This is a genomic window from Chromobacterium fluminis (genome assembly GCF_011602385.1).
Taxonomy (GTDB): Bacteria; Pseudomonadota; Gammaproteobacteria; order Burkholderiales; family Chromobacteriaceae; genus Chromobacterium; species Chromobacterium fluminis.
In genome coordinates this window covers 48,622-73,855 of sequence record NZ_JAAOMA010000023.1, presented here as the reverse complement: position 1 = coordinate 73,855, position 25,234 = coordinate 48,622, and the positions used below count along the sequence as shown (strand labels likewise).

19 protein-coding genes are annotated in these 25,234 nt (G+C 60.4%); 7 read left to right on the top strand and 12 right to left on the bottom strand.

The window, feature by feature from the left end; all coding sequences use genetic code 11:
- Positions 1 to 61: 61 nt before the first annotated feature.
- The 5 genes from HA052_RS16505 to HA052_RS16485 form a co-directional block, all read right to left on the bottom strand.
- Positions 62 to 835 (bottom strand): ABC transporter ATP-binding protein, encoded by a 774-nt coding sequence (locus tag HA052_RS16505; RefSeq protein ID WP_166452710.1) that lies wholly within the window; start codon positions 833 to 835, stop codon positions 62 to 64.
- Positions 832 to 1,896, bottom strand: coding sequence for a FecCD family ABC transporter permease (locus tag HA052_RS16500; protein WP_166452709.1), 1,065 nt, complete (start codon positions 1,894 to 1,896; stop codon positions 832 to 834). Before HA052_RS16500 ends, HA052_RS16505 begins: the two co-directional genes overlap by 4 nt.
- Complete coding sequence (locus HA052_RS16495; protein WP_166452708.1) at positions 1,893 to 3,002, bottom strand: ABC transporter substrate-binding protein; 1,110 nt, start codon at positions 3,000 to 3,002, stop codon at positions 1,893 to 1,895. The genes HA052_RS16500 and HA052_RS16495 overlap by 4 nt, the downstream gene beginning before the upstream one ends.
- 160 nt (positions 3,003 to 3,162) lie before the next feature.
- On the bottom strand, positions 3,163 to 3,453 hold the full coding sequence (locus tag HA052_RS16490; protein WP_227104831.1) for a DUF2218 domain-containing protein: 291 nt from the start codon (positions 3,451 to 3,453) through the stop codon (positions 3,163 to 3,165).
- 109 nt (positions 3,454 to 3,562) lie between these two features.
- Positions 3,563 to 5,701, bottom strand: a complete 2,139-nt coding sequence (locus HA052_RS16485) for a TonB-dependent receptor domain-containing protein (protein WP_166452707.1) — start codon at positions 5,699 to 5,701, stop codon at positions 3,563 to 3,565.
- Between the two features lie 248 nt (positions 5,702 to 5,949).
- Between HA052_RS16485 and HA052_RS16480 the strand changes: the two genes are divergently transcribed.
- Both HA052_RS16480 and HA052_RS16475 read left to right on the top strand, forming a co-directional pair.
- Complete coding sequence (locus HA052_RS16480; protein ID WP_166452706.1) at positions 5,950 to 6,342, top strand: hypothetical protein; 393 nt, start codon at positions 5,950 to 5,952, stop codon at positions 6,340 to 6,342.
- A gap of 73 nt (positions 6,343 to 6,415) precedes the next feature.
- Complete coding sequence (locus HA052_RS16475; RefSeq protein WP_166452705.1) at positions 6,416 to 6,850, top strand: DUF411 domain-containing protein; 435 nt, start codon at positions 6,416 to 6,418, stop codon at positions 6,848 to 6,850.
- Between the two features lie 67 nt (positions 6,851 to 6,917).
- Here the strand turns inward: HA052_RS16475 and HA052_RS16470 are convergent, their stop codons facing one another.
- The 7 genes from HA052_RS16470 to HA052_RS16440 form a co-directional block, all read right to left on the bottom strand.
- On the bottom strand, positions 6,918 to 8,201 hold the full coding sequence (locus HA052_RS16470; protein WP_166452704.1) for a ferredoxin reductase family protein: 1,284 nt from the start codon (positions 8,199 to 8,201) through the stop codon (positions 6,918 to 6,920).
- Between the two features lie 86 nt (positions 8,202 to 8,287).
- Positions 8,288 to 9,718 carry an efflux transporter outer membrane subunit gene (locus HA052_RS16465; protein ID WP_166452703.1) on the bottom strand — a complete coding sequence of 477 codons (1,431 nt, stop codon included), beginning with the start codon at positions 9,716 to 9,718 and terminating at the stop codon, positions 8,288 to 8,290.
- Complete coding sequence (locus tag HA052_RS16460) at positions 9,715 to 10,815, bottom strand: ABC transporter permease (protein ID WP_166452702.1); 1,101 nt, start codon at positions 10,813 to 10,815, stop codon at positions 9,715 to 9,717. Before HA052_RS16460 ends, HA052_RS16465 begins: the two co-directional genes overlap by 4 nt.
- Before the next feature lie 11 nt (positions 10,816 to 10,826).
- Positions 10,827 to 11,960 (bottom strand): ABC transporter permease, encoded by a 1,134-nt coding sequence (locus HA052_RS16455; protein ID WP_166452701.1) that lies wholly within the window; start codon positions 11,958 to 11,960, stop codon positions 10,827 to 10,829.
- Positions 11,957 to 13,696, bottom strand: a complete 1,740-nt coding sequence (locus HA052_RS16450) for an ATP-binding cassette domain-containing protein (protein WP_166452700.1) — start codon at positions 13,694 to 13,696, stop codon at positions 11,957 to 11,959. The genes HA052_RS16455 and HA052_RS16450 overlap by 4 nt, the downstream gene beginning before the upstream one ends.
- 1 nt (position 13,697) lies before the next feature.
- Positions 13,698 to 14,681 (bottom strand): secretion protein HlyD, encoded by a 984-nt coding sequence (gene hlyD, locus HA052_RS16445; protein WP_166452699.1) that lies wholly within the window; start codon positions 14,679 to 14,681, stop codon positions 13,698 to 13,700.
- Complete coding sequence (locus tag HA052_RS16440; protein WP_166452698.1) at positions 14,678 to 15,313, bottom strand: TetR/AcrR family transcriptional regulator; 636 nt, start codon at positions 15,311 to 15,313, stop codon at positions 14,678 to 14,680. Before HA052_RS16440 ends, hlyD begins: the two co-directional genes overlap by 4 nt.
- 295 nt (positions 15,314 to 15,608) lie before the next feature.
- Here HA052_RS16440 and HA052_RS16435 point away from each other — a divergent pair, with 295 nt between their 5' ends.
- The 5 genes from HA052_RS16435 (at position 15,609) to HA052_RS16415 (ending at position 25,094) form a co-directional block, all read left to right on the top strand.
- Entirely contained in the window at positions 15,609 to 16,337 is a 729-nt protein-coding gene (locus HA052_RS16435; protein ID WP_166452697.1) for an S-methyl-5'-thioinosine phosphorylase, read from the top strand.
- A gap of 327 nt (positions 16,338 to 16,664) precedes the next feature.
- The gene (locus HA052_RS27400; RefSeq protein WP_206118930.1) at positions 16,665 to 17,066 is read left to right on the top strand and encodes a polysaccharide biosynthesis protein; all 402 of its coding nucleotides are present in this window, start codon (positions 16,665 to 16,667) and stop codon (positions 17,064 to 17,066) included.
- A 692-nt stretch (positions 17,067 to 17,758) separates the two neighbouring features.
- Entirely contained in the window at positions 17,759 to 19,048 is a 1,290-nt protein-coding gene (locus HA052_RS16425) for a class I SAM-dependent methyltransferase (protein WP_166452696.1), read from the top strand.
- A complete protein-coding gene (locus HA052_RS16420; protein ID WP_166452695.1) occupies positions 19,045 to 21,069 on the top strand; it encodes a class I SAM-dependent methyltransferase in 2,025 nt (674 codons plus the stop codon). The genes HA052_RS16425 and HA052_RS16420 overlap by 4 nt, the downstream gene beginning before the upstream one ends.
- A gap of 176 nt (positions 21,070 to 21,245) precedes the next feature.
- A complete protein-coding gene (locus HA052_RS16415) occupies positions 21,246 to 25,094 on the top strand; it encodes a glycosyltransferase (RefSeq protein WP_240937389.1) in 3,849 nt (1,282 codons plus the stop codon).
- Positions 25,095 to 25,234: the final 140 nt, after the last annotated feature.

Here is a 25,234-nt window from a genome sequence, read left to right as displayed (position 1 = left end):
CTGGCAATGAAAACGGCCGAGGCGGCGTGGGTATCGCCGGTGGCCTCGGCCGTGTGGGGGCTCAGCGCAAACCGCTGTGCAGCCCGTCCACCAGCACATGCGGCACGCCCTGGGAGCAGCGCTCCACCCGGCCGCTGACGCCGTAGACACGGCGCAGGCTTTGGCTGTCTATCACCTCGTCCGGCGCGCCGTTGGCTTGCAGCGCGCCGTCCTTCAGCATCAGTACCCGGTCGCAGTGGCGCAGCGCCACATTGAGGTCGTGCAGCACGATGACGGTGACCATGCCGCGGCGGCGGGTTTCGCGGCGCAGCAGGTCCATCACGTGGAACTGGTAGTTGAGGTCCAGCGCCGACAGCGGCTCGTCCAGCAGCAGCACCGCCGGTTCGCGGATCAGCGCCTGGGCGATGCCCACCAGCTGGCGTTGGCCGCCGGACAACTGGTCCAGGTAGCGCAGCGCCAGTTGCTCGATGCCCAGCGATTGCAGCAGCGCGAACACTTGCTGGTCGTCGTGGCGGCGCGACAGGCCCGCGGCGGTGGCCTGGCCGGCCACCATCAGCGATTCGAACACCGACAGATGCACGCTGGGCGGCAGGGTTTGCGGCAGGTAGGCCACTTCGCCACGCTGGCGGCTGAGCGCGCGCTGGTCCAGGCGGACGTCGCCGCGGCTGTGCTGCAGGCCGGCCAAGGCGCGCAGCAAGGTGGACTTGCCGCTGCCGTTGGGGCCGAGCAAGGCCGTGATGTCGCCCGCCCGCAGACAGGGCACGTCCAGCGCGCGTATCACCTGGCGCTTGCCGTAGCTGACCGAGAGTTGATGGATGGACAGAGCGGAGCTCATTGGCGGCCTCCGTTGCGCAGCACGATGGCGATGAAGAAGGGGATGCCCACCAGCGAGGTGACGATGCCCACCGGCACGATGACGCCGGGCACCAGATTCTTGGTCACCACCGAGGCCATGGACAGGATGGCGGCGCCGGTCAGCGCGCTCACCGGCAGGTAGAAGCGGTGATCCTCGCCTACCAGCCGGCGCGCGATATGCGGCGCGATCAGGCCGATGAAGCCTATGGTGCCGACGAAGGCCACCGCCAGCGCGGTGAGCAGGCTGGCGCGCAGCAGCGAGCTGAGGCGCAGCCGGCGCACATTGATGCCGAAGCTGGCGGCGCGGTCCTCGCCCAGCCGCAGCGCGGTCAGCCGCCAGGACTGGCTCAGCGACCAGGGCAGGATGAGCGCGAAGGCGCCAAACAGCAGGGCGATCTTGGGCCAGTCCGCGCGCGACAGGCTGCCCATCAGCCAGAACACCAGGTCTTGCAGCGAGTCCGCGGTGGAGACGAATTGCAGCAGGGACACCAGGGCGTTGAAGCTGAAGAACAGCGCGATGCCGAACAGCACCACGCCGCTGGTAGGCATATTGCTCCAGCGCGCCACCACGTCCAGCAGCAGCGCGGAGCCGAGCGCGAACACGAAGGCGTTGACCGGCAGCATCCACGGGCCGGGGACGCCGGGGATGCTGACGTCCAGCAGGATGGCCAGCGCCGCGCCGAAGGCGGCCGCCGGCTGCAGGCCCAGGGTGAACGGGTCCGCTAGCGGGTTGTGCAGCACGGTCTGCATCTCCGCGCCGGCCAGACCCAGCGCCAGGCCGGCGGCGATGGCGATCAGCGCATAGGGCAGGCGGATCTGCCAGACGATCACCTCGGTGGCCGGATCGGCGGCGGCCGGGTGCCACAGCGTCTGCCAGAACTCGGCCAGCGGCATGCCGCTGGCGCCGGTGGTGACGTCCAGCGTCAGCGAGACGGCGAGCAGGCTCAGCAGCACGGCCACCAGCAGCAGCCGGCGCAGCAGGGTGCGGCGGTAGTCCGCCGCCACCATGGCGGCGGAAAGCGTTAGGGTCTCGCCGCTCATTTAACGCCCTTGACCCAGTAAGTGCCTTGCGGCTCTATGGCCAGGAAGTCGCGGTGCAGCTGCTTCCAGCTGGCGTCCGGGTCCAGCTTGGCGAAGCGCGCCGGCTGCAGCTCCTTGGCGAAGGCTTCCAGCAGCACGATGTGGTAAGGCGTGTTGTAGAAGTGGTGCCAGGCGCCGAAGGTGCGGCCTTCGCGCACCGCGCGCAAGGCGCCCACCGGGCTGCGCGCGGCGGTGCGCTTGAGCGAGGCCTGCGCCTGCGTCGCGCTGATGTTGGCGCCGAACTGGATGCCGGTCTTGTCGGCGGCGTCGGCGGTGCCGGTGCCGATGTAAAGATCCGGATTGCTGGCCAGCACATGCTCCATATTCACTTCGCCCACCGCGCCGGGAATCAGCTTGTCGGCGATATTGACGCCGCCGGCGGCGTCCACCAGCTCGCCCAGGCTGCCGCGGCCGGCGCTGGTGACGTTGCTGAAGGCGCCGGCGCGCAGGTCCAGGAAGGCCTTGGGCTTTTGCTGCGCCGGGATGGCGGCGACGACTTTGCGGATGGCGTCCATCTTGCCCTGGTAGAAGCGGATGAAGCGCTCGGCCTCGGCCTCGCGCTGCAGCGCCTTGCCCATGATGCGCAGGCTGGGCACGGTGTGTTCCAGCGGCGCGTTGCGGAAATCGACGAAGACCACCGGCACCTTGGCTGCTTGCAATTGCTGCACGATGGGGTTGTTCAGGCCCGGGCCGTGGCCGGAGATGCTGAACACGGCGATGTCGGGGCGCAGCGTCAAGACTTTTTCGGCGCTGACCGAGTTTTCGCTGGTCTTGCCGATCAGCGGAATCTGGTCGATGGCCGGGAAGCGCTGCTTGTACTGGGCATAGGTTTGCGGGTCCAGTTGGCGGAAGTCGCCCTGCCAGCCGGCGATGCGGGCGATGGGCTGCTTGCCTTCCAGCAGGGCCAGCGCGTAGAACAGCCGGCCTTCGCCCAGGAGGATGCGGTTGACCTTGGCCGGCACTTCCACTTTACGGCCGGCGATGTCGGTGACGGTGGCGGCTTGGGCCGCCAGCGTGGCCGCGGCCAGCGAGCCGGCCAGCAGCAGACGGGATAACAGTGTTTTCATTGTGATTCCTTGAGCGATACGGCTCCGCTGCCAAAGCCCGCCGCGGTGGAGAGGGCGGGTGGACGGGCTTTAGCCGTGGAGCGGGTGGCAAGCATCATACAGAAACGGGAGCCGCCGGGCAGGCCCGGCGCGCTCGGAAAACGCGGCTGGGCTGGGGTTCTTACTCGGTCTTGGCCCAATCCAGTTTCAAGTCCGGCGTCTTGGCCATCAGGCCCAGGTGCTCGTCCATGATGAATTCGATTTTGGCCAGCTTGTCGGCGGCGTCGGCGGCACAGATCATGTCCAGGGTGTCATCCTGGCGCTGAATCCGGCATTCGCCGATGGGGAAGTGCACATGAGCCTGGTGGCTGTCGAACTCCACCGGGACTTTCAGCGCGTAGTGCTTGCACAGCTTGTACAGCACCTTGTCGGCATTGGGCGTGGTCAATTGGGCGCGGCTGCTCAACATCATCAATTCTCCAATCGTAAAAACGGGAACAGGCAGTTGGCGAATCCGGCGGATTCGGCAACTGCCGTGCGGTGTTTCCGGCCCGTCCGGGGACGGGCCGTCAGGGTGCGGCTTAGAACTTGCCGGTCAAGGTCAGCCAATAGCGGCGGCCCTCGTCGACCATCCAGTTGCCGTTAAGCGGCGCTTTGGTTTTGTCTTTCTCTGCGTTGCCTACGCGGTCGTCGATCGGTACTTTGCGGTCGGTCAAATTGAAGACGGCGAAGTTGACGTCGAAGTTCTTGCTCAGCTTGTAGCTGCCGCCAAAGTCCCAGGTGCTGGAGCCGCCGCGGGTGCGCGCATCGTAAGCGCCGTTGCGGAAGCCGGTGTAGTACTGTTTGCCTTCAAAGTTCAGGCGAGTGTACAGGTCCAGCTTTTCCATCGGCGCCCAAGCCAGCTTCACATTGCCGGCGTGTTCCGGTGTCTTGTCCAGCGGTAAGCCGTTCAGCGATTGACCGGACAGCGAGGTTTCCTTGCCGCCTTCGCGCTTGGACTTGGTGTAGGTGTAATTGCCGGACAGCGTCCATTTCGGCATGAAGGTCCAACTGCTGGACAGCTCGAGACCACGGATATCAACTTGGTCTACGTTGTCGTAGACATAGACTCTCGCATCTTTGTATTGCTTGTCGTTTCTATCGAAGTACTTCAACTGATCGGTAAATTGGTCCGTACCGTAGCTGACTACCTTGTTGCGGAAACGATTGTAGAACAGAGTGGCGCTGCTGTTCAGGTTCCGGCTATTGTCGAAATGAAGACTAACTTCATAAGAAGTGCTTTCCTCAGGCTTCAGTTTGGAGTTGCCGCACAGCAAACCAGTCTCTACGCGGCTGCCGGTACGCATGCAATAGCCGTCGGTGCTTTGGCGAATGGTCGGCGCCTTGAAACCCTTGCCCGCGCCGCCTTTCAGTGTCCACTGCGAGCCCAGGTGCTGGACCAGGTAAACGCGCGGGGTGAAGTGGGTGCCGAACACGCTGTGGTGGTCGACGCGACCGCCGGCGGTGATGGTCAGATTGTCAGTGGCCTCATAGCTGTCCTCGGCGAACAGGGCCCAAGTATTGACCGTAACTTTATCCGGATTGGCAGGGCCTTTGTATTGGAATGGCGGAAGCAGGGCCTCTTGTGCCTGAAGATCGGAACCAACTTGTCGGCCAAACTGGGTGCCAACCTTCACTGTGTGCCGATCCAGCAGGAAGGTCAGTTGGCCGTCCAGCGTGGTATTGGCCAACTTCACGCCTTTGCCGTCGCTGACGTTGTTTTCGTCCGAGCTGGACTTGGCCATTTCCTGATACAGCGCGACATTGGAACGGATATTGCCGTATTTGCCGTTGTGGCTCAGGCTCCAGTGATCACGGGTATCGTATTGATCGTATTTGCCGAGAGTCGGGGACAAACTCTTGCCGCCCGTGGTGGTCTTGCGCAGTTCGTTATGGCCGGCTTCGAAGGTGATCTCGTGGTCCTGGTTCGGGGTGAAGCTCAACTTGGCGTTGATGTCGGACATGTGATTGGCGTCTTTGCCGCCGTCGCCGCTCTTGCTGTAGAAAATATTGTCTTCAGCCTGGTTGTTCAGCGAGCCGTAGACTTGCAGCGACAGCAGGTCCTTCATCAGCGGGCCGCCCAGCCAGAAGCTGCTCTGGCCGGTATTGCCTTCGTTCGAATGTTCGGTGATGGTGCCGCCCAGCGTCATCGAACCATGCCATTCCTTGGGCGCTTTGCGGGTGATGATATTGACCACGCCGCCCATGGCGTCGGAACCGTATAGCGAGGACATCGGGCCGCGCACCACTTCGATGCGCTCAATCGCCTCCATCGGCGGGATCTGGTATTGCTGGAAACCGCCGGTGCCGCGGCTACGCACTTCGCGGGTGCCTTGGCGGCGACCATCCACCAGGATCAGCGAGTATTCGCCGGGCATGCCGCGGATGGAGATGTCCTTGTCGCCAGGGCCGGAGCCGTTGATGTTGATGCCTTCCAGGTCAACCAGCGCGTCGGTTAGATTGGTGAACGGTTTTTTCGCCAAGTCTTCACGGGTGATCACCGAGATGCTGGCCGGAGCCTGTTTGATTTTTTGCTCGTAACCGGAGGCGGTGACCACGACCGAGGGCAGCGTGGCTTCGGCTTCCGCCGCATGGGCGGCGGGCAGGTAGAGGGCGGAAACCGCCGCGGACAACAGGGCGAGGCGCACACCGTGACGGGCGGCGGAGTCAAAGGTTTTCATTATCGTGGATACCTGGAATTCATCACATGAACGAAGCCCATTTGATCCGCGTCTCGGCATGGCCGGCGCTGCGTGCATGCCGTTGGCGTTTAGTTTGCGCAAGGAATGTCAAATGGGACCATAAGTATCCCACCGAATTAATGCGAACGCAAATGCGAATCGTTATTGATTGAGGGTGTGATTGTACTCGGTCGCCACAAATCTGGCGCGGATATGACCTGGCTCAAACTTTGCGCGGGGTGGGAGAAATGGCGAAATGGCTTGGGAACCAAGGCGCTATCCGCCAGTCTCAAGCCTGTTCCGGACTCAGCGCCCTGCCTGAATCGATGCCTATTCGTCTGTCCTTGCTACTGTTGCTAACGTGTCTGCTGCTCTTGGCGCAGGCGGGTTGGAGCATGGGCGGGCGCGTGGCCGCCAGCGCGCCCTGCGTCTGGATGGCCGACGACGGCGCGGCCTGCCATACTCAGCCGGCCAGCGCCGCCCAAGCGGCAGCCTGCTGCCAGTTGCCGGCCGTTCCATGGCCGGCGGCGCCCAGCCTGCCCTTGCAAGCGATCCGCCCGGTGTTGCAGGCCAAGACTGAAATAGTGTGGTCCGGCTTCATCCCTGCGCCGCCGGAGCGGCCTCCCCAATCTGTTGAATGAGCCATTTTTTGCGCCAACCGCGTGTTTGTGGGTTGGTGTGCTTTTTCATTCAAACAGCATTGGAATTATTGTCATGACTAAACCTCTGTACTGGGCCGCCGCCGCGCTGGCCGTTTCCTTGATGTCCCCCGTGGTGGCCGCCGCTGACGGCGTGATGCACAAGGATCCGTATTGCGGTTGCTGCACCGCCTGGGCCGAGCATATGCAGAAGAACGGCGTGGCGATGCAAAGCCGCAACGAAGCCGATATGTCCGCAGTCAAGAGCCGGTTGAAAGTGCCGGCCGATCTGCGGTCCTGCCATACCGCCGAGATCGGCGGTTATGTGTTCGAGGGCCATGTGCCGGCGGATTTGGTGAAGAAGGTGCTGAAGGACAAACCCAAGATCGTGGGACTGGCGGTGCCGGGCATGCCCATGGGCAGCCCTGGGATGGAAGGGCCGAGCAAGCAGCCTTATCAGGTGTTGAGTTTTGATGAGCAGGGGAGGCGCAGCGTCTACGCCACGCGTTAAGTAGTCTTGACCTAGTTTGAGCAGCCTGGGGACGGGCGTTCCGGCAGGTTGGAGCGCCCGTCTTGCGTCAGCGCATTGAGAACGCCTCGTGGTGGAAAGCCGGTGCCTGCGCGCCACGCTGGCTCAGGCCGCGCTGCAGCGCTTTGCCCAGGCCCTGCGGGCCGCAGAACCAGACCTCGTCCACTTCCGGCAGCATGTCGGCGTTCAATAGCGCGCCGGCTTCACTTTCGATCAGATGCAGCCGCACGCCGTGTTGACGACAGGCTTGTTGCACTTCTTCCAGCCGCGCCGCTTCATTGCGATTGCGCACGCAGTAGTAGAAATCCACGTCCAGTTTCTTCTCCGCCAGTTCCCGGCTTTGTAGCCAGGCCAGGAATGGCGTGACGCCGATGCCGCCGGCCACCCAGGCCTGACGCGCGCCGCCGCGCGGCAGGAAACAGCCATAAGGGCCTTCCACGGTGACGGCCTGGCCGATTTCGAGTTCGTCCGGCAGGCGGCGGGTGTAATCGCCCAGCGCCTTGATGATGAAGCGCAGCCGGCCGTCGCCGTGGTCAGCGCTGGCGATGGTGAAGGGGTGGGCGCCTTCGGCGGCGGCGAAGTTGACCAGGGCGAATTGTCCGGCGCGGTGGCCGGGCCAGCCGTCCATTTGGCAGATCACTTCCAGCTGTCCGGCCGGCAGCGCTTCGATGCGGTCCACCCGGCCGGCGTATTGCCCTTGCTTGCCGATGCGGCCGGCCAGCGAATAGAGCGCGCAGCCGGAGCCGATCAGCATCAGCGCGGCCAGCAGCCAGCCCACCGGTTGTGTCCACATCTCGGCCGGCATCAGGATCAGTCCGTGGAAGGCGCCCATCAGGTAGAGCGGGGCGAACAGTTTGTGCAGCTTGCGCCAGAAGCGGTAGGGCACAGCGCGCAGCAGCGCCAGGATCACCATGGCCAGCACCGCCCAGGCGGCCCATTCGCCCACGTCCTTGGCCAGCGAGACCAGCGGGTCTTTGCCGCCGCCTCCGCTCTTGATGCGAGGAGCGACCCAGGCCAGCGCCAGCATCAGCTTGGGCGACAGCTTGATCAGCCAGTGAGCGGCCAGCAGCAGGCCGGCGGCGATGCCCAACTGCTTGTGCAGCGCGTACAGGCGGTCCAGGCCGCCCAGCAGCGGCTCCAGCCAACGCGGGCGCGTGGCCAGCAGCATGGCGGCGCTCATCACCGCCATCAATTGCACGCCGCTGAGCATGACCAGTTCGCGCCGCCATTGCCAGTAGCTGGCGGGCAGGCCGTTTTGCCACAGGCTGGCGGCGGTGTACAAGGCGCCGCTAACGAGCAGCAGCAGGCTGAGCAGGGGAAGTCTACGGTTCATCGCCATGTCCTTTCTTGCGATAGGGGATTGAGACGATTGGAACACCGTAAACTTAAGCGCAGCTTAAATGCGGCGCGGGAGCCGGCTTAAGGTGGCGGCGCGCTGGATGGCGGAGTGCTGAGCGGCATGTCGCCACCCAGCGCTTTGTAGAGCGCGATCAGGTCGGCGGACAGCGCTTGCCGCGCCGCCAGCCGCTGTTCGCGCAGCGTGGCGAGCTGCAACTGCGCTTCCAGCACGTGGCTTTGCGCGGCCTCGCCGACGGCGACGCGCTGGCGGGCGAAGCCGAGCTGGCGTTGCAACGCGGTTTCGCCCTCGGCCAGACGGGCGTCTTGGACGCGGCCGGCCTGGCTGCGCAGGAGCGCGGTTTCCACATCGGCCAGCGCTTGGAGCACCGCTTTGCGGTATTGCGCCAGCGCGGCGTCGTAGCCGGCTTCGCGCGCCCGGACTTGGGCTTGCAGCCTGCCGCCGGCGAATAGCGGCAAGCTCAGTTGCGGGCCCAGGCTCCAGTAGCGGCTGGCCTGGGCGGCGAAGTCGCCGGGACGGACGCTGTCCCAGCCGCCGCTGGCCAGCAGACTGAAACGCGGGTATTGCTCGGCCGCGGCCACGCCGATGTCGGCGCTGGCGGCGGCCAGTTGCCGTTCCGCGGCGCGCAGGTCCGGCCGGCGCAGCAGCAGTTCCGAAGGCAGGGCGGCGGCGGGCGCGGCGGGCAGCCGTGGATTCGGCATGGCGGCGTCCAGGAGCGCGCGTAGTTGTTCCGTCGGCAGCGAGGTCAGCGGGCCCAGCGCGGCGAGCGTGGCCTGGCGGGCGGCGAGCAGCGGTTGCAGCTGGGCGTCGGCGCGCAGCCGTTCGGCCTCGGCCTGGTCCACTTCGCCGGCGCCGGCCAGGCCGGCCTGAAATTGCAGTCGGCTCAGCCGCGCCAGCTCCGCGCGCCAGCGGGCCTGGGCGGCGGCGTTGTCGGCGCGCAAGCCCCAGTAGCGGTAGTCCAGCGCCAGCCGCGCGGTTTCGGCGGCCACGCGCAAGGCGGCGTCGGCGGCTTGTTCCCGGCTGGCGTCCAGCCGGGCGCGGCCGGCTTCCACGCCGCGGGCGGTGTGGCCGAACAGATCGATTTCCCAACTGGCGTCGAAGCCGGCGCGGTAGTCGGTGAATAGAGTCTGCGGATTGGCGAAGGGGATGTTGGCCAGCGCTTCGCCGCGGCGGCTTAGTTGGTCGCGGCTGACGCGGCCGCCGGCGTTGAGTTGCGGCCATTGCGCGCCGGTGTTGATCTCCAGCGCGGCGCGCGCCTGGCGGATGTTGGCGTCGGCGCTGGCCAGGTCCGGGCTGCGGCGCAGCGCGACGCCAACCAGCCGATTCAGCGCAGGATCCTGAAAAGCCTGCCACCAGCCGGCGGCTTCCGGCTCGGTTTCCGTCGTAGCGGAGGGCAGCAGTTGCGCCGGCGTCGGCGATCGGTAGTCGGGGCCGACGGCGCAGCCGGCGAGCAGGATGAGCGACAGAGAAACGGCAAGACGGGATGGATTCATTGTCCGCTCCGGTGACGGAAGATCAGGTAGGCCAGGCCAAGGGTGGCGGCGGCGATCAGCAGCAGCGGCCACAGATGAGGCCAGGCCTCGGCCGCGCCGTAGCCTTTGAGAAACAGGCCCTTGATCACGATGATGAAATGGCTGAGCGGGTCCGCGGCGCTGAGCGCGCGCAGCGGCCAGGGCATGTTTTCCACCGGGGCCATATAGCCGGAGAGGATGACCGCCGGGGCCATGAAGCCGAATACGCCGAGAAAGGCCTGCTGCTGGTTGGCGCACACCGAGGAAATCAGCAAGCCGCAGCCGGACAGAGCCAGGCCGTAACACAGCATGGAGAGGTAGAGCAGGGTGATGCCGCCGCCGAAGGGCACGTGGTAGAGCCACACCGCGGCGGCGGAGATGACGCTGCCTTGCAGCGCGGCCACCAGCATGCCGGGCACGGCCTTGCCGGCCATGATGTAGCCGGGGGTTAACGGGGTGACCAGCAATTGGTCGAACGTGCCTTCCTCGCGTTCACGCGCCAATGACAGCGCGGTGACCATCAGACAGCCGATAGTGGTGATGATGGCCACCAGGCTGGGCAGCACGAACCAGCGGTATTCCAGGTTGGGGTTGTATAGATGGCGGACCAGCAACTGGGCCGGCGGCGGCGCGGAGCTGAGTTCATGCGCGTATTGGGCGACGATTTGCTGGGCGTAGCCGAAGGCGATCTGCGCGCTATTGGAGCGGCGTCCGTCGATGAGCGCTTGCAGCCGCGGCGCGGAGCCCTGGGCGAGCCGGCGCGAGAAATCCGGCGGAATACGGATGGCCAGCAGCGCTTGCTGACGGTCGATGACCTCGCGCAACTGAGCTTCGCTGTGAATGTTGAGCAGCTGCGGAAAGGCCTGGGCCGCGGCCAGGCGCTGGGACAGTTCGATGGAGGCGGCGCCGCCGTCCTGGTTGTAGATGGCCAGCGTGCTGTTCTTGACTTCCAGTGTGGCGGCGAAGGGGAACAGCAGCAGTTGCAACAGCACCGGCATGATGAGCAGCCGGCGGCTTTGCGGGTTGGACAGCAGGGCCCGCAGTTCTTTGTGGATCAGGGTTAGCAGTGCGCGCCACATGAGAGCCCTTTCTAACCGTCCAGCCGACGGCGGAATTTAAGCGCGGTCAGCCCCAGCCAGAAGCCCGCGGACAGCAGCAGCCAGCCGGTGTTGAGCAGCAGCACCGGCCAGATGTCGCCGGCCTGGAACAGGGTTTGCAGCGCGCTGACGAAGTAGCGCGCCGGCACCAGATAGGTGGCGGCCTGCACCGGCGGCGGCATGCTGTTGATCTCGAACACGAAGCCGGACAGCATGGTGGCCGGCAGGAAGGCGGCGGTGAGCGCGCCCTGGGCGGCGACGAACTGATTGCGGGTGACGGTGGAGAGCAGCAGGCCCAGGCCGAGCGCGCTGCCGAGGAAGAGGCTGCTGACGATGAACAGCAGCCACCAGGAGCCGCGCAGCGGCACCCCCATCAGCAAGGTGGCCGCCAGCACGCAGACCAGCATCGCGGCCATGCCCAGCAGGTAGTAGGGCAGGATTTTGGACAAGAGCAGTTCGGCGCGGGTCACCGGGGTGGACAGCAGCGCTTCCATGGTGCCGCGCTCCCATTCGCGCGCCACCACCAGTGAGGTGAGCAGCGCGCCTATGATGGTCATGATCACCGAGATGGAGCCGGGCACCAGATAGTTGCGGCTGACGGTGTCGGGGTTGAACCAGTAACGCGGCTCCAGTTGCGGCTGGGCCGGGGGCGGTTGGCCGCGGTCCTGCGCGCGCTGGGCTTGCCAGACCTGCCAGGCGCCTTGCAGATAGCTGGCCAGGAAGTTGGCGGTGTTGGGCTCGGCGCCGTCGGTGAGCAGTTGCGCCGCGGCCGCGCCTTGGCCTTGGACGACCTTGGCGGAGAAGTCGGCGGGAATCACCACCATGCCGCGGACTTCGCCGGCGGCCAGCCGCGCGCGCATTTCGGCGCGGTCATGCCCGGCGCGGACCTCCAGATAGGGCGAACCGGCCAGCGCGTCGGCGAAGCGGCGGGCCCCTGCGCCGTTGTCCTCCAGCACCACGCCGATGCGCACCTTGTTGGCGTCCAGATTGATGCCGTAGCCGAAGATGAACAGCAGCACCATCGGCAGCACGAAGGCGATCAGGATGCTGCTGGGGTCGCGCACGATCTGCATGGCCTCCTTGCGGCACAGCGCCAGCAAGCGGGCGGGTTGGACGGGGGCGCTCATGTCTCGGCTCCGGCGCGGTCGTCGGCCGCCACCAGGCGGATGAAGGCTTCCTCCATCCCGATCTCCTCATCTGCGCCGGCGGCTTGGCGCTTGAGCTGGTCCGGCGTGCCGCTGGCGATTAGCCGGCCCCGGTAGACCAGGCCGATGCGGTCGCAGTATTCGGCTTCGTCCATGAAGTGGGTGGTGACCATCACGGTGACGCCCTTGTCCACCAGGCCGTTGATGTGGGTCCAGAATTCGCGACGGGTGATGGGGTCGACGCCGGAAGTGGGTTCGTCGAGAAACAGCAGCGGCGGCCGGTGCATCAGCGCGCAGGCCAGCGCCAGCCGTTGTTTGAAGCCCAGGGGCAGCGCGCCGGCGAGCATGTCCAGATAGGGCGCGAGCGCGAACACGCGGACCATCTCGGCGACGGTGTCACGCCGCGCCTGGCCGTTCAAGCCGTAAATGCCGGAGAAGAAGTCCAGATTGTGGGCGACGCTGAGGTTGCCGTAGAGCGCGAATTTCTGTGCCATATAGCCCAGCTGCCGGCGCGCGCGGCTGGCGCTGCGCTTCAGGTCTATGCCCATCACGCTGGCCTGGCCGGCGCTGGGCCGCAGCAGGCCGCACAGCATTTTGAAGGTGGTGGACTTGCCGGCGCCGTTGGGGCCGAGCAGGCCGTAGATTTCGCCGTGCCTCACTTGAAAATCGATATTGTCGGCGGCGATGAAATCGCCGAAACGGCGAGTAAGCTGTTTGGCGCGGATCACCGCGTCCGGATCCACGCCCGCCGGCAATTGCGCCGGCGGCATCTGCTCCGCCAGCGCCGAATCGCCGTCGGGGCCGCCGCCCAGCAGCTCGATGAAGGCGTCCTCCAGCCGTGGCGGAACCACGACGAAATGAGCGTCCGGCCCGGCTTGCAGTGCGGCCAGCTCCGGCGGCTGGCCGGCCTGGCGCAGCACTAGCCGCAGCGCCTGGCCCTGGATCACGCCGTCCAGCACTTGCGGCTGGCGCAGCGCGCGCCTCAAGGCCTGGCGGTGGTTGCCGGCGATGCCACGCAACTGCACACTGCGGCCTTCCATACGCCGGATCAGCTCGCCGGGCGTGCCGGCGTAGGCCAGTTGGCCGGCGTTCATCAGCAGCACTTCGTCGCAGCGTTCGGCCTCGTCCAGGTAGGAGGTGCTCCACAGCACGGTCATGCCGTCCGCGGCCAGCTCGCCCACCATCTTCCACAGTTCGCGCCGGGAAATCGGGTCGACGCCGACGCTGGGCTCGTCCAGCAGCAGCACTCGCGGCGAGCCCAACAGCGCGCAGGCCAGGCCCAGTTTCTGCTTCATGCCGCCGGACAGCTTGCCGGCCGGCCGCGAGGTGAAGCGGGTCAGGTCTGTAAAGGCTAGCAGGCGCTCGAAGCTGTGCCGGCGCTCCGCGCCGACGACGCCGCGCAGATCGGCGTACAGCTCTAGGTTCTCCTGCACCGTCAGGTCTTCGTACAAGCCGAATTGCTGCGGCATATAGCCGATCAGCGCGCGCAGCGCGTCGCCGTCGGCGATCGGATCCAGCCCCTCGACGCGGATCGTGCCGGCGCTGGCTTGCAACAGACCGGCCAGCAGCCGCAGCAAGGTGGTTTTGCCGGCGCCGTCCGGCCCGGCCAGGCCGGTGATCGCGCCGCTGCGTATCGTCGCGTCTATGCCGGCCAGCGCCTCGTGCGCGCCGAAGCGTTGGCGCAGGCCATGCAGAACGATGGCGTCCGGCGCGTCCATCTCAGCCGCCGTCCGCCAGCGTCACCGTCACCGGCATGCCCTGGCGTAAGGCGGCGTCCGGGTTTTGCACCACCACGCGCAGCCGGTAAACCAGCGCGGTGCGCAGGTCCTGGGTTTCCACGTTCTTGGGGGTGAATTCGGCGCTGGGGGAGACGAAGCCGACCACGCCGTCGTAAGGCTGGGCGCGGCTGTCGCTGCGGACCTTGACCTTGGTCCCGGGCGCCATTCTGCCCAGCGCGGGCTCGGCGACGTAGGCGCGCACCCACACCGGTCGGGTCAGCGACAAGGTGAACACCGCGCCGCCGACCGGCAGCATGCCGCCGGGCTCAACCGCGCGGGTGAGGATGACGCCGTCGGCTGGGGCCAGCAGCCGGGTGTCGGCCAACTGCAGCTTGGCCTGGGCCAGTTGCGCCGCCGCGCGTTCGGCGTTGGCGTCGGCTTCGGCGACTTCCTCCTTGCGATAGCCGCGCTTGAGCGCCTGCCACTGCTGGCGAGCCGCCTCGGTCTGCGCGGCTGCCTGATCGCGCTGCGCGCGAGCATCGTCCAGCGCGCGTTGGGCGGAGGCGCCGGTGTCGGCCAGCTGGCGTTGGCGTTGGTAAGTCTGTTCGGCGTTGAGCTGCGCGGCGCGGCGGGCGTCCAGATTGGCTTGAGCCTGTTCGATGTCCTCGCGGCGCGGGCCTGCGCGGTACAAGGCCTGCCGCGCCTGGGCTGCGGCCTGGCCGGCTTCGGCGTCGCGCAAGGCGTTGCGGTAGGGGGCCGCGTCCAGCTCGCCTAGCACATCGCCGGCGCGCACGGCGGCGCCTTCGTCCACGTTCAGGCTCCGCAAACGGCCGGCCACCCGGAAAGACAGGCTGACTTCGCGAATGTCGACGTTGCCGGACAGGCTCAGGCGTTCTTGGGCGAGCTGACGTTGCCGCCAGGCGTAGCCGCCGCCGGCGAGCAGGGCGACGACGACGAGGCCGATGAGCAGGGGCTGGCGCTTCATGCTTGTGGCTCCATGGGGCGCAAACCGCGCAAGGCCCATTGCAGCCGTTGCTCGGTGTGGCGCGGATCGATGGCGTAGGTATCGAAAGCCTGTTGAATCAGGCCGGGCAGCAGCGGTTTGCCCGCGATGATGTGTTGCGCCAGCGCCGGCAGACCCAGCGCCGACATCAGGAATAGCGCCTGGTGCAAGGGATCGCCGCGCTCCAGCTCGCCAGCCTGTTGCGCGTCGGCAATGCTTTGCAGCAGCAGCTTGGGATGGCGCGGCGCCAGCGTGGACAGAAAGCCCTGCGCGGCGGTTTCGCCGGCGGCGGCGTCCAACAGCATGTGGGCGATCAGGCCACCGTGTTCTGCGACGAATTCCAGCAGCTGGCGCAGCATGGTCTGCAGCCGCGGCAAAGCCGCCGCTTGTTGCTGCCACTGCGATTGCATTTGCCGGAACAGCGGCGCGTACCAGCTTTCCAGCAACTCGGCCAGGTAGCGATCGCGGCTGCCGAAGTGATAGACGAAGCTGCCAGGGTTAACTCCGGCCCGCTGGCACAGACCGCGTACGGTGAGCGCGCGCAGGCCGGCTTCTTTGGCCATTGTCAGTCCGCAGTCCAGCAGTTGCTGTCGAGTGGCGTTGGTCGATTTCATGTTTTTATTTTTATACGAATGTATAAGCATATGCAAGCCGAATTTGTACGGTTGTATAAATTTTGAAAAATCCGGAGGGAAACGCCAAGTGCTTGTTTTTCAAAGCGGTGGTTGCCGGCGCTGTCGCCGCGGGCAAATTCACCGCGCGGCGGCATGTGCCGGCGGAAAATAATCGGCCATAATTGGAGCGTCGGCGCTCCGCCGCAAGCAAGAATCCCGCAGCCGCGCCGGGCGCATCCAGCTCAGGCCGCGGCGAAAACAGCGATCCGTCGCACCATTACAAAGGGGACACATCATGTTGGCCATCATCGGCGGCAGCGGCCTGGCCCAGCTGCCCGTACTGGAAGTCACCCACCGTCAAGTCGTACGCACCCCGTACGGCGACGCCTCCTGCGCCCTGACCTTCGGCCTGCTGAACGGGCAGAACGTGGTGTTCATCGCCCGCCACGGCTACGGCCATTCGCTGGCGCCGCATGAAATCAATTACCGCGCCAATATCTGGGCGCTGCACGATCAGGGCGTGAAGGGCGTGATCGCCATCGGCACAGTGGGCGGCATCCGTCCCGACATGCCGCCGGGCCGCCTGGTGGTGCCGGACAACATCATCGACTACACCTGGGGCCGCAAGCACACCTTCTTTGAAGGCTTGGACCGTCCAGTGGTGCACGCCGAATTCTCCTCGCCTTATGACGAGGCGTTGCGAGAGCGCCTGATTCGCGCGATGGCGGACAGCGGCCACAGCGGGGTGGTGGGCGGCGTTTACGCCTGCACCCAGGGGCCGCGTTTGGAAAGCGCCGCGGAAATATTGAAGTTGGAACGGGATGGCGCCGATATAGTCGGCATGACCGGCATGCCGGAAGCGGCATTGGCGCGGGAGATGAATCTGCCTTACGCGCATCTGTGCCTGGTCAGCAACTGGGCGGCCGGCAAGGGCGGCGCGGCGACGGTGGAGTTTGATGCGACCACCGGCGCGATGGGGGTGGAGGTAGTGATGTCGGTGCTGGCTGAGCTATTGTCAAAATAGTAAGTTGAGTCGCGGCAATTTTTGTTGCTAGAGCTTGCTTTCGTTTGCATGTCAAGTGCATGAGAGGGGCGTGGTGTATAGGATTCCAAAATGCCCAGATAGGCTTTTCCCTATGCGTATACGGCGCAGCATGATGCTGGTGGTTTGTCGCTGCGCTTCATTGCCGTCTTTGTTAAAGAGATTGGAGTAAGATAGCGATGTTTAACGACAAATTCATCTTAATTACCGGCGGTACTGGTTCATTTTGTCGTCAATTTATCGCCGCTCTGTCAAAGTGTATTAAGTCAGCGTGAGTGGTAGATATCTCTCGCTATGAATTAAAAGAGTTTGAAATGCAACAGTAGTTTTTTTGATCTCTGTATACGATTTTTCCTCGAGGGTATCCGTAATAAGGACCACCTGAGGTTAGAAATGAGCAGTATCGATCTGGTTGTACATGCCGCGGAGCTCAAACAGGTGCCTGTGGCAGGATATAATCCTACAGAATGCATTCGCACCAATGTCAATGATGCAGAAAACGAGATCGGAGCGGTCCTGGCGTGTAGAGTGGAGAAGGTGATTGAGTTATCTGTTGATAAAAAGGCTAGTCTAATCAATCTTTATGGGGCAATAAAGTTGTTGTCGGATAAAGTTTTTATGGCGGCTAATAATATTATAGGTAGCCATAAAAGGCAATTTGCGGTTACGTTATGGCAACGTGGAGGGAGTACGGTTCGGGTTTTTTCCTGAAGCTAGTGGTCAGTGCTACAGACCGCTTACCCATTACCGATGTATGTATGACTCATTTTGGGATTACTTTGCAGCAAGGGGGGGGTCTTTGTACTCAGTGAATTTGAGCTTATGCATATGGTATTTGTGCTGAAATTTCCTTCGGTATATATAGTGGACCCGGCTGCCGCAGCTTACACGGTACCATATAGGTGTCAGGCTGGCAGAGAGGCTGCGTGAACTGATGATTTTTGCAGTTGATAGCCGGCATACCTATGAGTTTTCCGATAATTATGTGATGGCCCCATCAATGCGTTTCACTGTTCATCACGACGATGACTTAAATTAAACTGGGCGAAATTGGTACATTGGTACATTGGTACATTGGTACATTGGTACATTGGTGCAGCAGGGCTTTCAGTATTCTTCCGGGTGTAATCACGATTTTTTGAGTATTCCCGAGCTACAGATCCTAGATCAGACAACGTCTTAAGCGAGATCAATAGGGTTTCAATTTGTAATTTGATGAATTATGAAGGTTTTCTTCATATTAGGGCTGCCGCAGGTTGGATGGCAGAGTATAAATCAGATGAATTTTGAGTTCTGAGTAAGTTGAATTTTGGCCTTTCGCCAAAAATTCTTTGATATGGTTATGGTATGCCAGCCACGAAAGCCCTGAAACCGGGCATGCCGCTCACATGGGAAGCGTTGAAATGAGTAATCAAGCCGCGGCTTCAGCCGCGAGTCACGAAGACGACAGTCTGATCAACTGGAAAACCCAGGCGTGGCAGGATGCGGGCATGGTTAGTTGGTATTCCGGCAGGATGGCGGAAAATACTAGCACCAATTATCTGAAAAATGTTTTGGAGGTGGGCACTATCAAGCGCCATGTCCGAGGCAAAGAGGTACTCGATATCGGCATTGGCACTGGCCGGGCTAGTCTTCCCTTGATCGAACAAGGGTTCGCAGTAACAGGCATTGACAGTTCCCAAGCCATGCTGAACGAGACACGACGGCTGGCTGGCAATTTACCCATCACGTTGAAGTTGGGCGATATTACCAAGCTGCCGTTTGATGCGGAGAGTTTTGACAGCGCGATTGCATTGAATGTGATGGTGCATTTTCCTAACTGGCGGGAGGCTTTGCTGGAGTGGAAGCGAGTGGTCAGACCTGGCGGGCGCATCGTGTTCGATATTCACTCCCGAGATCATTTTGAAGCGGCGTACGGGGCGGATATCGATAAGTGGCCAGCGGTGATGCGCGAAGCGGAAGACCCAACTAATTTTGGCCGCTATATGTCCCGGATCCGGGTCGACGAGCTGGTGGCGTTTGCCAACCAGGAAGGCTTTGCCATTGTGGATGCCGTACCGCATGGGGCATTTCTCGGAGGCGGGAATATTAATGCCTTCCTGTACGAACCGCTAGAGAAGAGCAAACGTTGGACGCGTGTGCTGTCATGGTTTTCTCGTGATCCGCAGTTGTTGGAGTTGGGCTTGTTTCTTGAGGAGCTTTTGGTGGCGCGGCTGACGCCAAAAGTCGCAGGACGCATGTTCGTGGTTTTGGAGAACAGAACGGATGTGGAAGGGAACATGGTTTGGGCTGAGGAGCAGAGGAAAAAAGATGCGGCGCTAGAGCAACTGTCGTTTCGAGCGCTAATGCCGTGGATGTTGTTGTCGAGTGAGGATCTTTCCCAAGAATTGGATCGCCTGCTGCAACCTTTGCGCGCACGGCATTTTTTCTACTGCCTGTTGAAAGTTTTGGTACAAAGTTGCCCTGGTTATGATTTTGCAGGCTTACTTTCCGAAGAGCGTGTGCAGCAGTTCTCCGTATGGTTGGCAGCCGAAGCCTTGGACCACCGGGTTATGAATCTGGTGAAGGGGTGGTCGGTTGGCTGCCCGGATAAGCTCAGACATGGGGTTGACCTGACCTTGGGGGCTGATTACCACTTGGTGGATACCTTATTGGCAAAACACTATGGCATTTTCGGCGGGAACCAAGGATGAAACCAAAGGCAATTATAAGTCTGCTGTGGGATAACCAATTGGGGGCTCTGCGCCAATTCCTGGCGATGTTCGACCCCATGGTCATTGTGACTACTTCATCAGGTATGACCCCCGCACTGCTTAATCTGGCCGCAGATTGCGGTTGCGCTGTAGTAGGTTTGGAGAGTCTGCTCCCGGATGGATATAACGCGGTTGGCGAAGCAAGTCCATCTCTGGCTGCGCTGAGTGCGCATTTGTCGGCCTTGAACTGGAGCGAAGAGTTTGCTGACGAGGACAATACTGAGCAATTGGCAGGGTTGATCAAGGAGCGTTTGGGCCTTGAATTACCAATGTCGGTGCAGTTGTTAGATGGCTTGGCCGCGGCGGCGGAGGAATTTGACGTTTCGCTCTTTGTCACTAGCGAAGATATGACGCGCTTGGGCAAGGTCGCTACTGCCTGGGCAAAGGCGCATGGCATTCCCAGCTTGCATCTTTCCCATGCTATCCCACTGGTTGACCCCTACACAGTCCATGCTGAGCTGATCGCGGATAAGATGGCTGTTTACGGGGAGCGTGGTAAAGAAGGCTTTCTGGACTTGGGGATAGAGCCGGAGCGTCTGGTGTTGACAGGCAATCCAGCTTGGGACTGCTATGCGCAATTGCGGATCCAGAAGACAGCTTATCGACAAGCATTAGTCGAAAAGTATGAGATGGACCCAAACTTGCCGATCGTGGTTTTTGGCACGACATGGGCGGCTAATCTTAGCGCACATTGCAATGAGCATGCTTATGCGGACACGATGCTGGCGTTCTTGAGCGCTTGCGAAGCTTTGTCGCAGCATGGCTGCAAAATCAATGCCGTTATCAAGGATCGGCCGGCTAATCAAGCGATAGGCGAGCGTTGTTGCTCCGAACTGCTGGCGGCCTTGGGGTCAGATGGTCGCCAGTATTATTACGCGATGGAAGATACTTCCGCCTTTGCCGTTGCGGCGGATGTGCTGGTAGCAGTGGACTCCAACTATTTAGTGGAGGGGATGATGGCGGATACGCCTGTCATCAACTTGATGAATAGTGCAGGCATGTTGATGGGACCATGCTTTGAGGCCGAGACGGGGATCAAGGAAGTGGAGGCCCATGAGCTGGCTGCATGCATTTTGCAACTGTTGGAAGACAAGGACGAACGTAACGCTCAGTTGCATCAGGCTCGCCAGCGGTTGGTCTATTATCATCATGGCGGGGTGGATGGTTTGGCGGCGGCGAGGGTGGCGCAACTGATGGCAAGCATGGCGCAGGGCCTGCAAGTGCGTCCGCAAAGATTGGTATGGCAGCAATATCTGGATAATGAGCATACAGATTTGACTGCTGGCTACCATACAACGGGGCGCAAAGATTTAATCAGCCTATTCAGCAATCAGCCTAGTCTGGCTTTGGACATAGGCTGCGCGGGCGGGGGCAATGGCGCTTTGATTAAACAGCGCTTTCCATCTTGCCAGGTGTGGGGAATTGAAATGAACCATGCCGCAGCGGAGATGGCCAGCCGGCAATTGGATAAAGTTCTGCTAGGAAAATTTGAGGACTTTGATCTGGTGGCAGAAGGTATGGCTGCGGGCAGCTTAGATGCTGTGGTGTTGGCCGATGTGCTGGAGCATATGTATAACCCATGGGATGTGATGGTGAAAATTCATCGCTATCTATCCCCGCAAGGACAGGTGCTGCTCAGTGTGCCGAATGTGCGCAACCTGGCTCTGATGGATGACTTGGCTAAAGGCAACTGGACGTATGCTAAGGAGGGGTTGCTGGATATTACGCATATTCGCTTCTTTACCTTGCGGGAGCTGCTTAAGTTTTGCCAGGAAACTGGCTATATGGTGGTCAATAAAATGAATGCACTTGATGGCAGACTGCAAGATATTTTCAATAGAGCTCAAGGCTCCCTGCCATGCAATATTGAAACAGAGCGCATGGTAATTAAAAATGTCACCCATGATGAAATGTTGGAAATGTGCTCGTTACAGTTTTATCTCTTGCTTGAAAAGGCATAGGTTAGTTTGACTGTTGAGTGAGAAGCGACCTCGGAGGGGTCGCTTCTTGTTTGTTTATTGCTTTTCTAACTGTGCCTAAATAGTCTGATTGAAGGTGTTGGTGGCGATATTTGTCGCTGTAATAGTCGTTTGACTATATTGGGCGTGGTGTCATCTCTGCAGGTGGGCCTTATCTCATGGAAAAAAGAAATCCCCGTATCGGTGTCTTGTCTAGAGACCACTTTGATCATGCTTGTTTCAAGCTCCGATTAGGTGACCCTCTGTCTTTGCTCGCAGGAGTGGTTGACACTTATTTTTATAAAAACCTGGAGGCTCATCGGTTGGTGGGTGACTATGGTTTTGAGTCGGATGCACATTTTGTGGAGTCCATGGATGCATTTATTGTGCAGCGATGGTTTATCGATAAATGTTATATGGATTTAATGAAGGCTATCATTGATTCCAAGAAGCCAATTATTTTTGATATCGATGATTGGTTGCTGGGTCTGCCAAGCAGTAATCCGATGTATGATGACTTTTTTAAATCAACTGAGTATATTAAATGGATATTGCCTTATTGTGCTGTGGTGACGGTGAGTACGTCAGAACTGGCTCAAAAATTTACTGCGTATAATAAAAACGTTGTGGTGATTCCAAACTCTCTTAGTCAGTTTAGATTTGTCGAGCCAAGAGAGCGGGATGATCAGGTGGTTGTTGGGTTTGCAGGTACCAGTACTCATGGTCGTGATTTGGATTTGATTTCTGGTGCACTGTTACGGGTTTATCATGAGTATGCCGATGCGGTGAAATTTGTGTTTTGGGGAAATGTTCCCAAAACTATGATTGGCCTGAAAGGTGTGAAGCAAGGCCCCAAAGGGGTAATGTATCATGACTATTTTTCTTATCTTGCTGATTTGAAAATAGATATTGGGTTGGCTCCATTGGAGGAAGATGGATTCAACTTGTGCAAATCTGATATCAAGTGGATTGATTATGCGGTGGTTGGTGCGGCCAGCATTGTATCGGATCTACCGCCTTATGCAGAGGCTAAGGAAAAAGGCCTGGCACTAGCTGTTGAAAACAATGAAGACGCTTGGTACAACGCCATTGTTTCCTTGATTGAGGACCATGCCGCAAGAAAGTCGATAGCTTCCAGAGCGCGCAACTATATTTTGCAGCAGCGTACGCTGGAAGGGGAGATTAATCAGCATATTTCGGCGTGGAATGATGTTTTACCCAAGGCGCTTCAAATTAGCATTCCCAGCAAAATAGGAAAACCGATTATGCAATCCTCTTGCCCAGAGGATGCGATCGAAGAGCAGCGTTACAAGATTTGGAAGAACAATCATCAGTTGCGCGAAGTCCATGCAGAACAGTTTGCAGAGAGAATGGTGAAAGCTTGGTCGGTACGGCCAACATTCAACTTGGTCACAGTGGTGCCTGCGTCACAAAAACGGCGTTTAGTCGAGTCGTTGGCGGCGATGGAGAAGCAACTGTACCCAAATTGGCGCTTGCTGGTATTGGCGGATTGGGAAATGCCGGATCCGGTGTTTAAGAACAGCCCGCAGTTGGGTTGGGTTAGCTTGCCTACTCTAGAGGATCCGGAGCAGCTAGCCCAGGCTTTCAACGATGCTGTTGCTGATTCCTATGCCGATTGGGCAATGCTCTTGCCAGCGGGATTCCGTTTGGAGCCGCGAGCACTGCTTAGGTTGGCCGAGGGAGCCCACGCTCACCCAGAGTGGATGGCGATTTATTGCGATAGTGATGTTGTGTCCCCGATGGGGGAGTATTTTTTGCCTTCGTTCAGGCCAGATTTCTCTCCGGAATACTTGCGCTCGATGGACTATATCGGGGCCGCAGTAACGATTTCAACCAGAGCCTTGGTGGCTTTGAATGGTTTGCAACCTTATCCAGGCGCTTATGTTTATGAATGTCTACTACGCTTGTTGGAGTTGAAAGGGAATGAGGTGATAGGACATGTGGATGATGTCCTGCTGTCCCTGCCATATGATAAGAGTGACATCGCTCCTCTGCCGACGGCAGCGAGAAAAGTGGCTTTGGAGAATCATGCCGCAAGATTGGGGTTGCAAGTGGAGGTGGGTGACGGCTATGTGCCGGGAACCCATCATTTTGATATCAAGGTGCAGGGCAGTCCGCTGGTTTCCATTATCATTCCGACCCGGGATAAATTGGAGTTTTTGGAGCCTTGTATTGAAAGCCTATTTGAGAAAACCCGGTACCAGTCGTTTGAGGTTATTGTTGTCGACAATCGCTCGGAGCAGCCCGAGACCCGTGAGTTTTACGCGGACGTAGCCGAAAGATTTCCCGGGAGGGTCAAGGTTGTCGAGTATGACGCGCCATTTAATTTTTCGGCACAATGCAATTTAGGCGTTAGCATAGCGGCCGGTGAGTTTGTCTTATTGCTGAACAACGATACCGAAGTCATCTTGGAGTCTTGGCTGGAGCGTTTGGTGGGGGTGGGGCAGCAGAGTGGCGTGGGGGCTGTTGGCGCGCGGCTGCTGTATCCCGAAGTGGGGCAGATACAGCATGCCGGCATCATTCTTGGGTTGCCAGGGGGGATGAGGTCTGTTGCTGATCATGTGTTTGAACCGATGGACATCTCTGAGTCAGGGTATCAGAACCGGATTTTGACTGGACAGAACTACTCGGCGGTGACCGGGGCTTGTCTTTTGGTGCGCAAAGAGGTTTATCTGCAGGTAAGCGGCTTGGATGAAGACAAGTTTAAGGTTTGCTTTAATGATGTGGACTTCTGCCTGAAAGTCCAAGCTGCAGGCTACCGGAATGTGTATAACCCCTTTGTGGTGTTGTACCACCATCACGCGAAAAGTATTGGCCGCACCACTTCAGATCCTCGCATCGCCTTGAAGGCCGCCGTGCGAGAGCGTGATGAAATGGATGCAATGTTGCGGCAATGGCTGCCGCTTCTACGGCGCGACCCATTCTTTAACCGCCATTTGTCTTTGCGCGGCAGGAGAATGGAAGTGGAGTGGCAGCGTTGCGTTGCCTGGGACCCAGAGTTGCCTGGACGCAAGCGCGTGTTGGGAATGCCGGTTCCTGGGGGCAGCGGCGAGTATCGACTAAGCCAGCCCCTGTCCATCCTGCAAGAGCAGGGACGGCTTGATGGGGAGATTCACCAGCCGACTCAGGGGGTATTGTCTGTCGTTGAGATGGCTCGTCATGCGCCGGATACCTTGCTATTGCATACCGGGATCAATGATGGGATCTATGACGCGCTGACAGCTTACCGTGAGTTCATTCCGCAGATGCGTGTGGTTTTCGGGATTGACGACTTGGTCGGCGGAACACCGGTGAAAAGCAATCTTTATGACCATTGGAAACGCTTGTATCCGGATGCGAAGCAGCGGCTTCGTAGGGTTCTGAAGTTGAGCGACGCCTTGGTGGTGTCGACCGAGCCGTTGGCCGAGTTCACTCAAGGAATGGTGGATGAGATAGTTGTAGTGCCGAATCGGTTGCGGAAAAGCGTGTGGGGGCAGTTGAGATCGCAAAGACGGCTTGGTGCGAAGCCTCGGGTTGGTTGGGTTGGCGCGTCTCAACACCGGGGAGATTTGGAGCTGTTGCTTGAGGTTATCAAGCGAACCGCAGCGGAAGTGGATTGGGTTTTCATGGGTATGTGCTTGCCTCAATTCCGCCCTTATGTGGCTGAGGTGCATCACTCAGTGCCGTTTGATCAATACCCAGAGACGATTGCCAAATTGAACCTAGATTTGGCGGTGGCACCGTTGGAACTCAATGCCTTTAACGAGGCCAAGAGCAATCTGCGTTTGCTTGAGTATGGCGCTTTAGGATGGCCGGTTGTGTGCACGGATATTTATCCCTATCAGACCAATGCTGCTCCAGTGTGCCGGGTGCCTAATGTTGCGGAGGCCTGGATTGAGGCAATCAGAAGCAGGGTGTATGACCTGGACGCCAGTGAGCATGAAGGGAGGCTGCTAAGGGAGTGGGTGGAGCGGCACTACTGGCTGGAGGAGCACAATGAAGATTGGTTCCGTGTACTGCATGGGTGAGCGTTGAGCTGTATGTTTTGAAGAAATGCCCTGCGATGGACTGCAGGGCATTTTTTGTTTTGTCGATAGGCAATCTATGATCAGAAGAGGAGCAAGGTAGATTAGTTGAGGCTGATATTTGGTAAAAATACCATTTTGGT

Bases quoted from the DNA above. Each gene is read 5' to 3' on its own strand.
- HA052_RS16500 (WP_166452709.1), bottom strand. From the start codon at position 1,896: ATGAGCGGCGAGACCCTAACGCTTTCCGCCGCCATGGTGGCGGCGGAC.
- HA052_RS16435 (WP_166452697.1), top strand. From the start codon at position 15,609: ATGTTGGCCATCATCGGCGGCAGCGGCCTGGCCCAGCTGCCCGTACTG.
- hlyD (WP_166452699.1), bottom strand. From the start codon at position 14,681: ATGAAGCGCCAGCCCCTGCTCATCGGCCTCGTCGTCGTCGCCCTGCTC.
- HA052_RS16455 (WP_166452701.1), bottom strand. From the start codon at position 11,960: ATGAGCGCCCCCGTCCAACCCGCCCGCTTGCTGGCGCTGTGCCGCAAG.
- HA052_RS16475 (WP_166452705.1), top strand. From the start codon at position 6,416: ATGACTAAACCTCTGTACTGGGCCGCCGCCGCGCTGGCCGTTTCCTTG.
- HA052_RS16415 (WP_240937389.1), top strand. From the start codon at position 21,246: ATGGAAAAAAGAAATCCCCGTATCGGTGTCTTGTCTAGAGACCACTTT.
- HA052_RS16425 (WP_166452696.1), top strand. From the start codon at position 17,759: ATGAGTAATCAAGCCGCGGCTTCAGCCGCGAGTCACGAAGACGACAGT.
- HA052_RS16485 (WP_166452707.1), bottom strand. From the start codon at position 5,701: ATGAAAACCTTTGACTCCGCCGCCCGTCACGGTGTGCGCCTCGCCCTG.
- HA052_RS16480 (WP_166452706.1), top strand. From the start codon at position 5,950: ATGGCGAAATGGCTTGGGAACCAAGGCGCTATCCGCCAGTCTCAAGCC.
- HA052_RS16450 (WP_166452700.1), bottom strand. From the start codon at position 13,696: ATGGACGCGCCGGACGCCATCGTTCTGCATGGCCTGCGCCAACGCTTC.
- HA052_RS16440 (WP_166452698.1), bottom strand. From the start codon at position 15,313: ATGAAATCGACCAACGCCACTCGACAGCAACTGCTGGACTGCGGACTG.
- HA052_RS16465 (WP_166452703.1), bottom strand. From the start codon at position 9,718: ATGAATCCATCCCGTCTTGCCGTTTCTCTGTCGCTCATCCTGCTCGCC.
- HA052_RS16490 (WP_227104831.1), bottom strand. From the start codon at position 3,453: ATGATGTTGAGCAGCCGCGCCCAATTGACCACGCCCAATGCCGACAAG.
- HA052_RS16505 (WP_166452710.1), bottom strand. From the start codon at position 835: ATGAGCTCCGCTCTGTCCATCCATCAACTCTCGGTCAGCTACGGCAAG.
- HA052_RS16420 (WP_166452695.1), top strand. From the start codon at position 19,045: ATGAAACCAAAGGCAATTATAAGTCTGCTGTGGGATAACCAATTGGGG.
- HA052_RS16470 (WP_166452704.1), bottom strand. From the start codon at position 8,201: ATGAACCGTAGACTTCCCCTGCTCAGCCTGCTGCTGCTCGTTAGCGGC.
- HA052_RS16460 (WP_166452702.1), bottom strand. From the start codon at position 10,815: ATGTGGCGCGCACTGCTAACCCTGATCCACAAAGAACTGCGGGCCCTG.
- HA052_RS16495 (WP_166452708.1), bottom strand. From the start codon at position 3,002: ATGAAAACACTGTTATCCCGTCTGCTGCTGGCCGGCTCGCTGGCCGCG.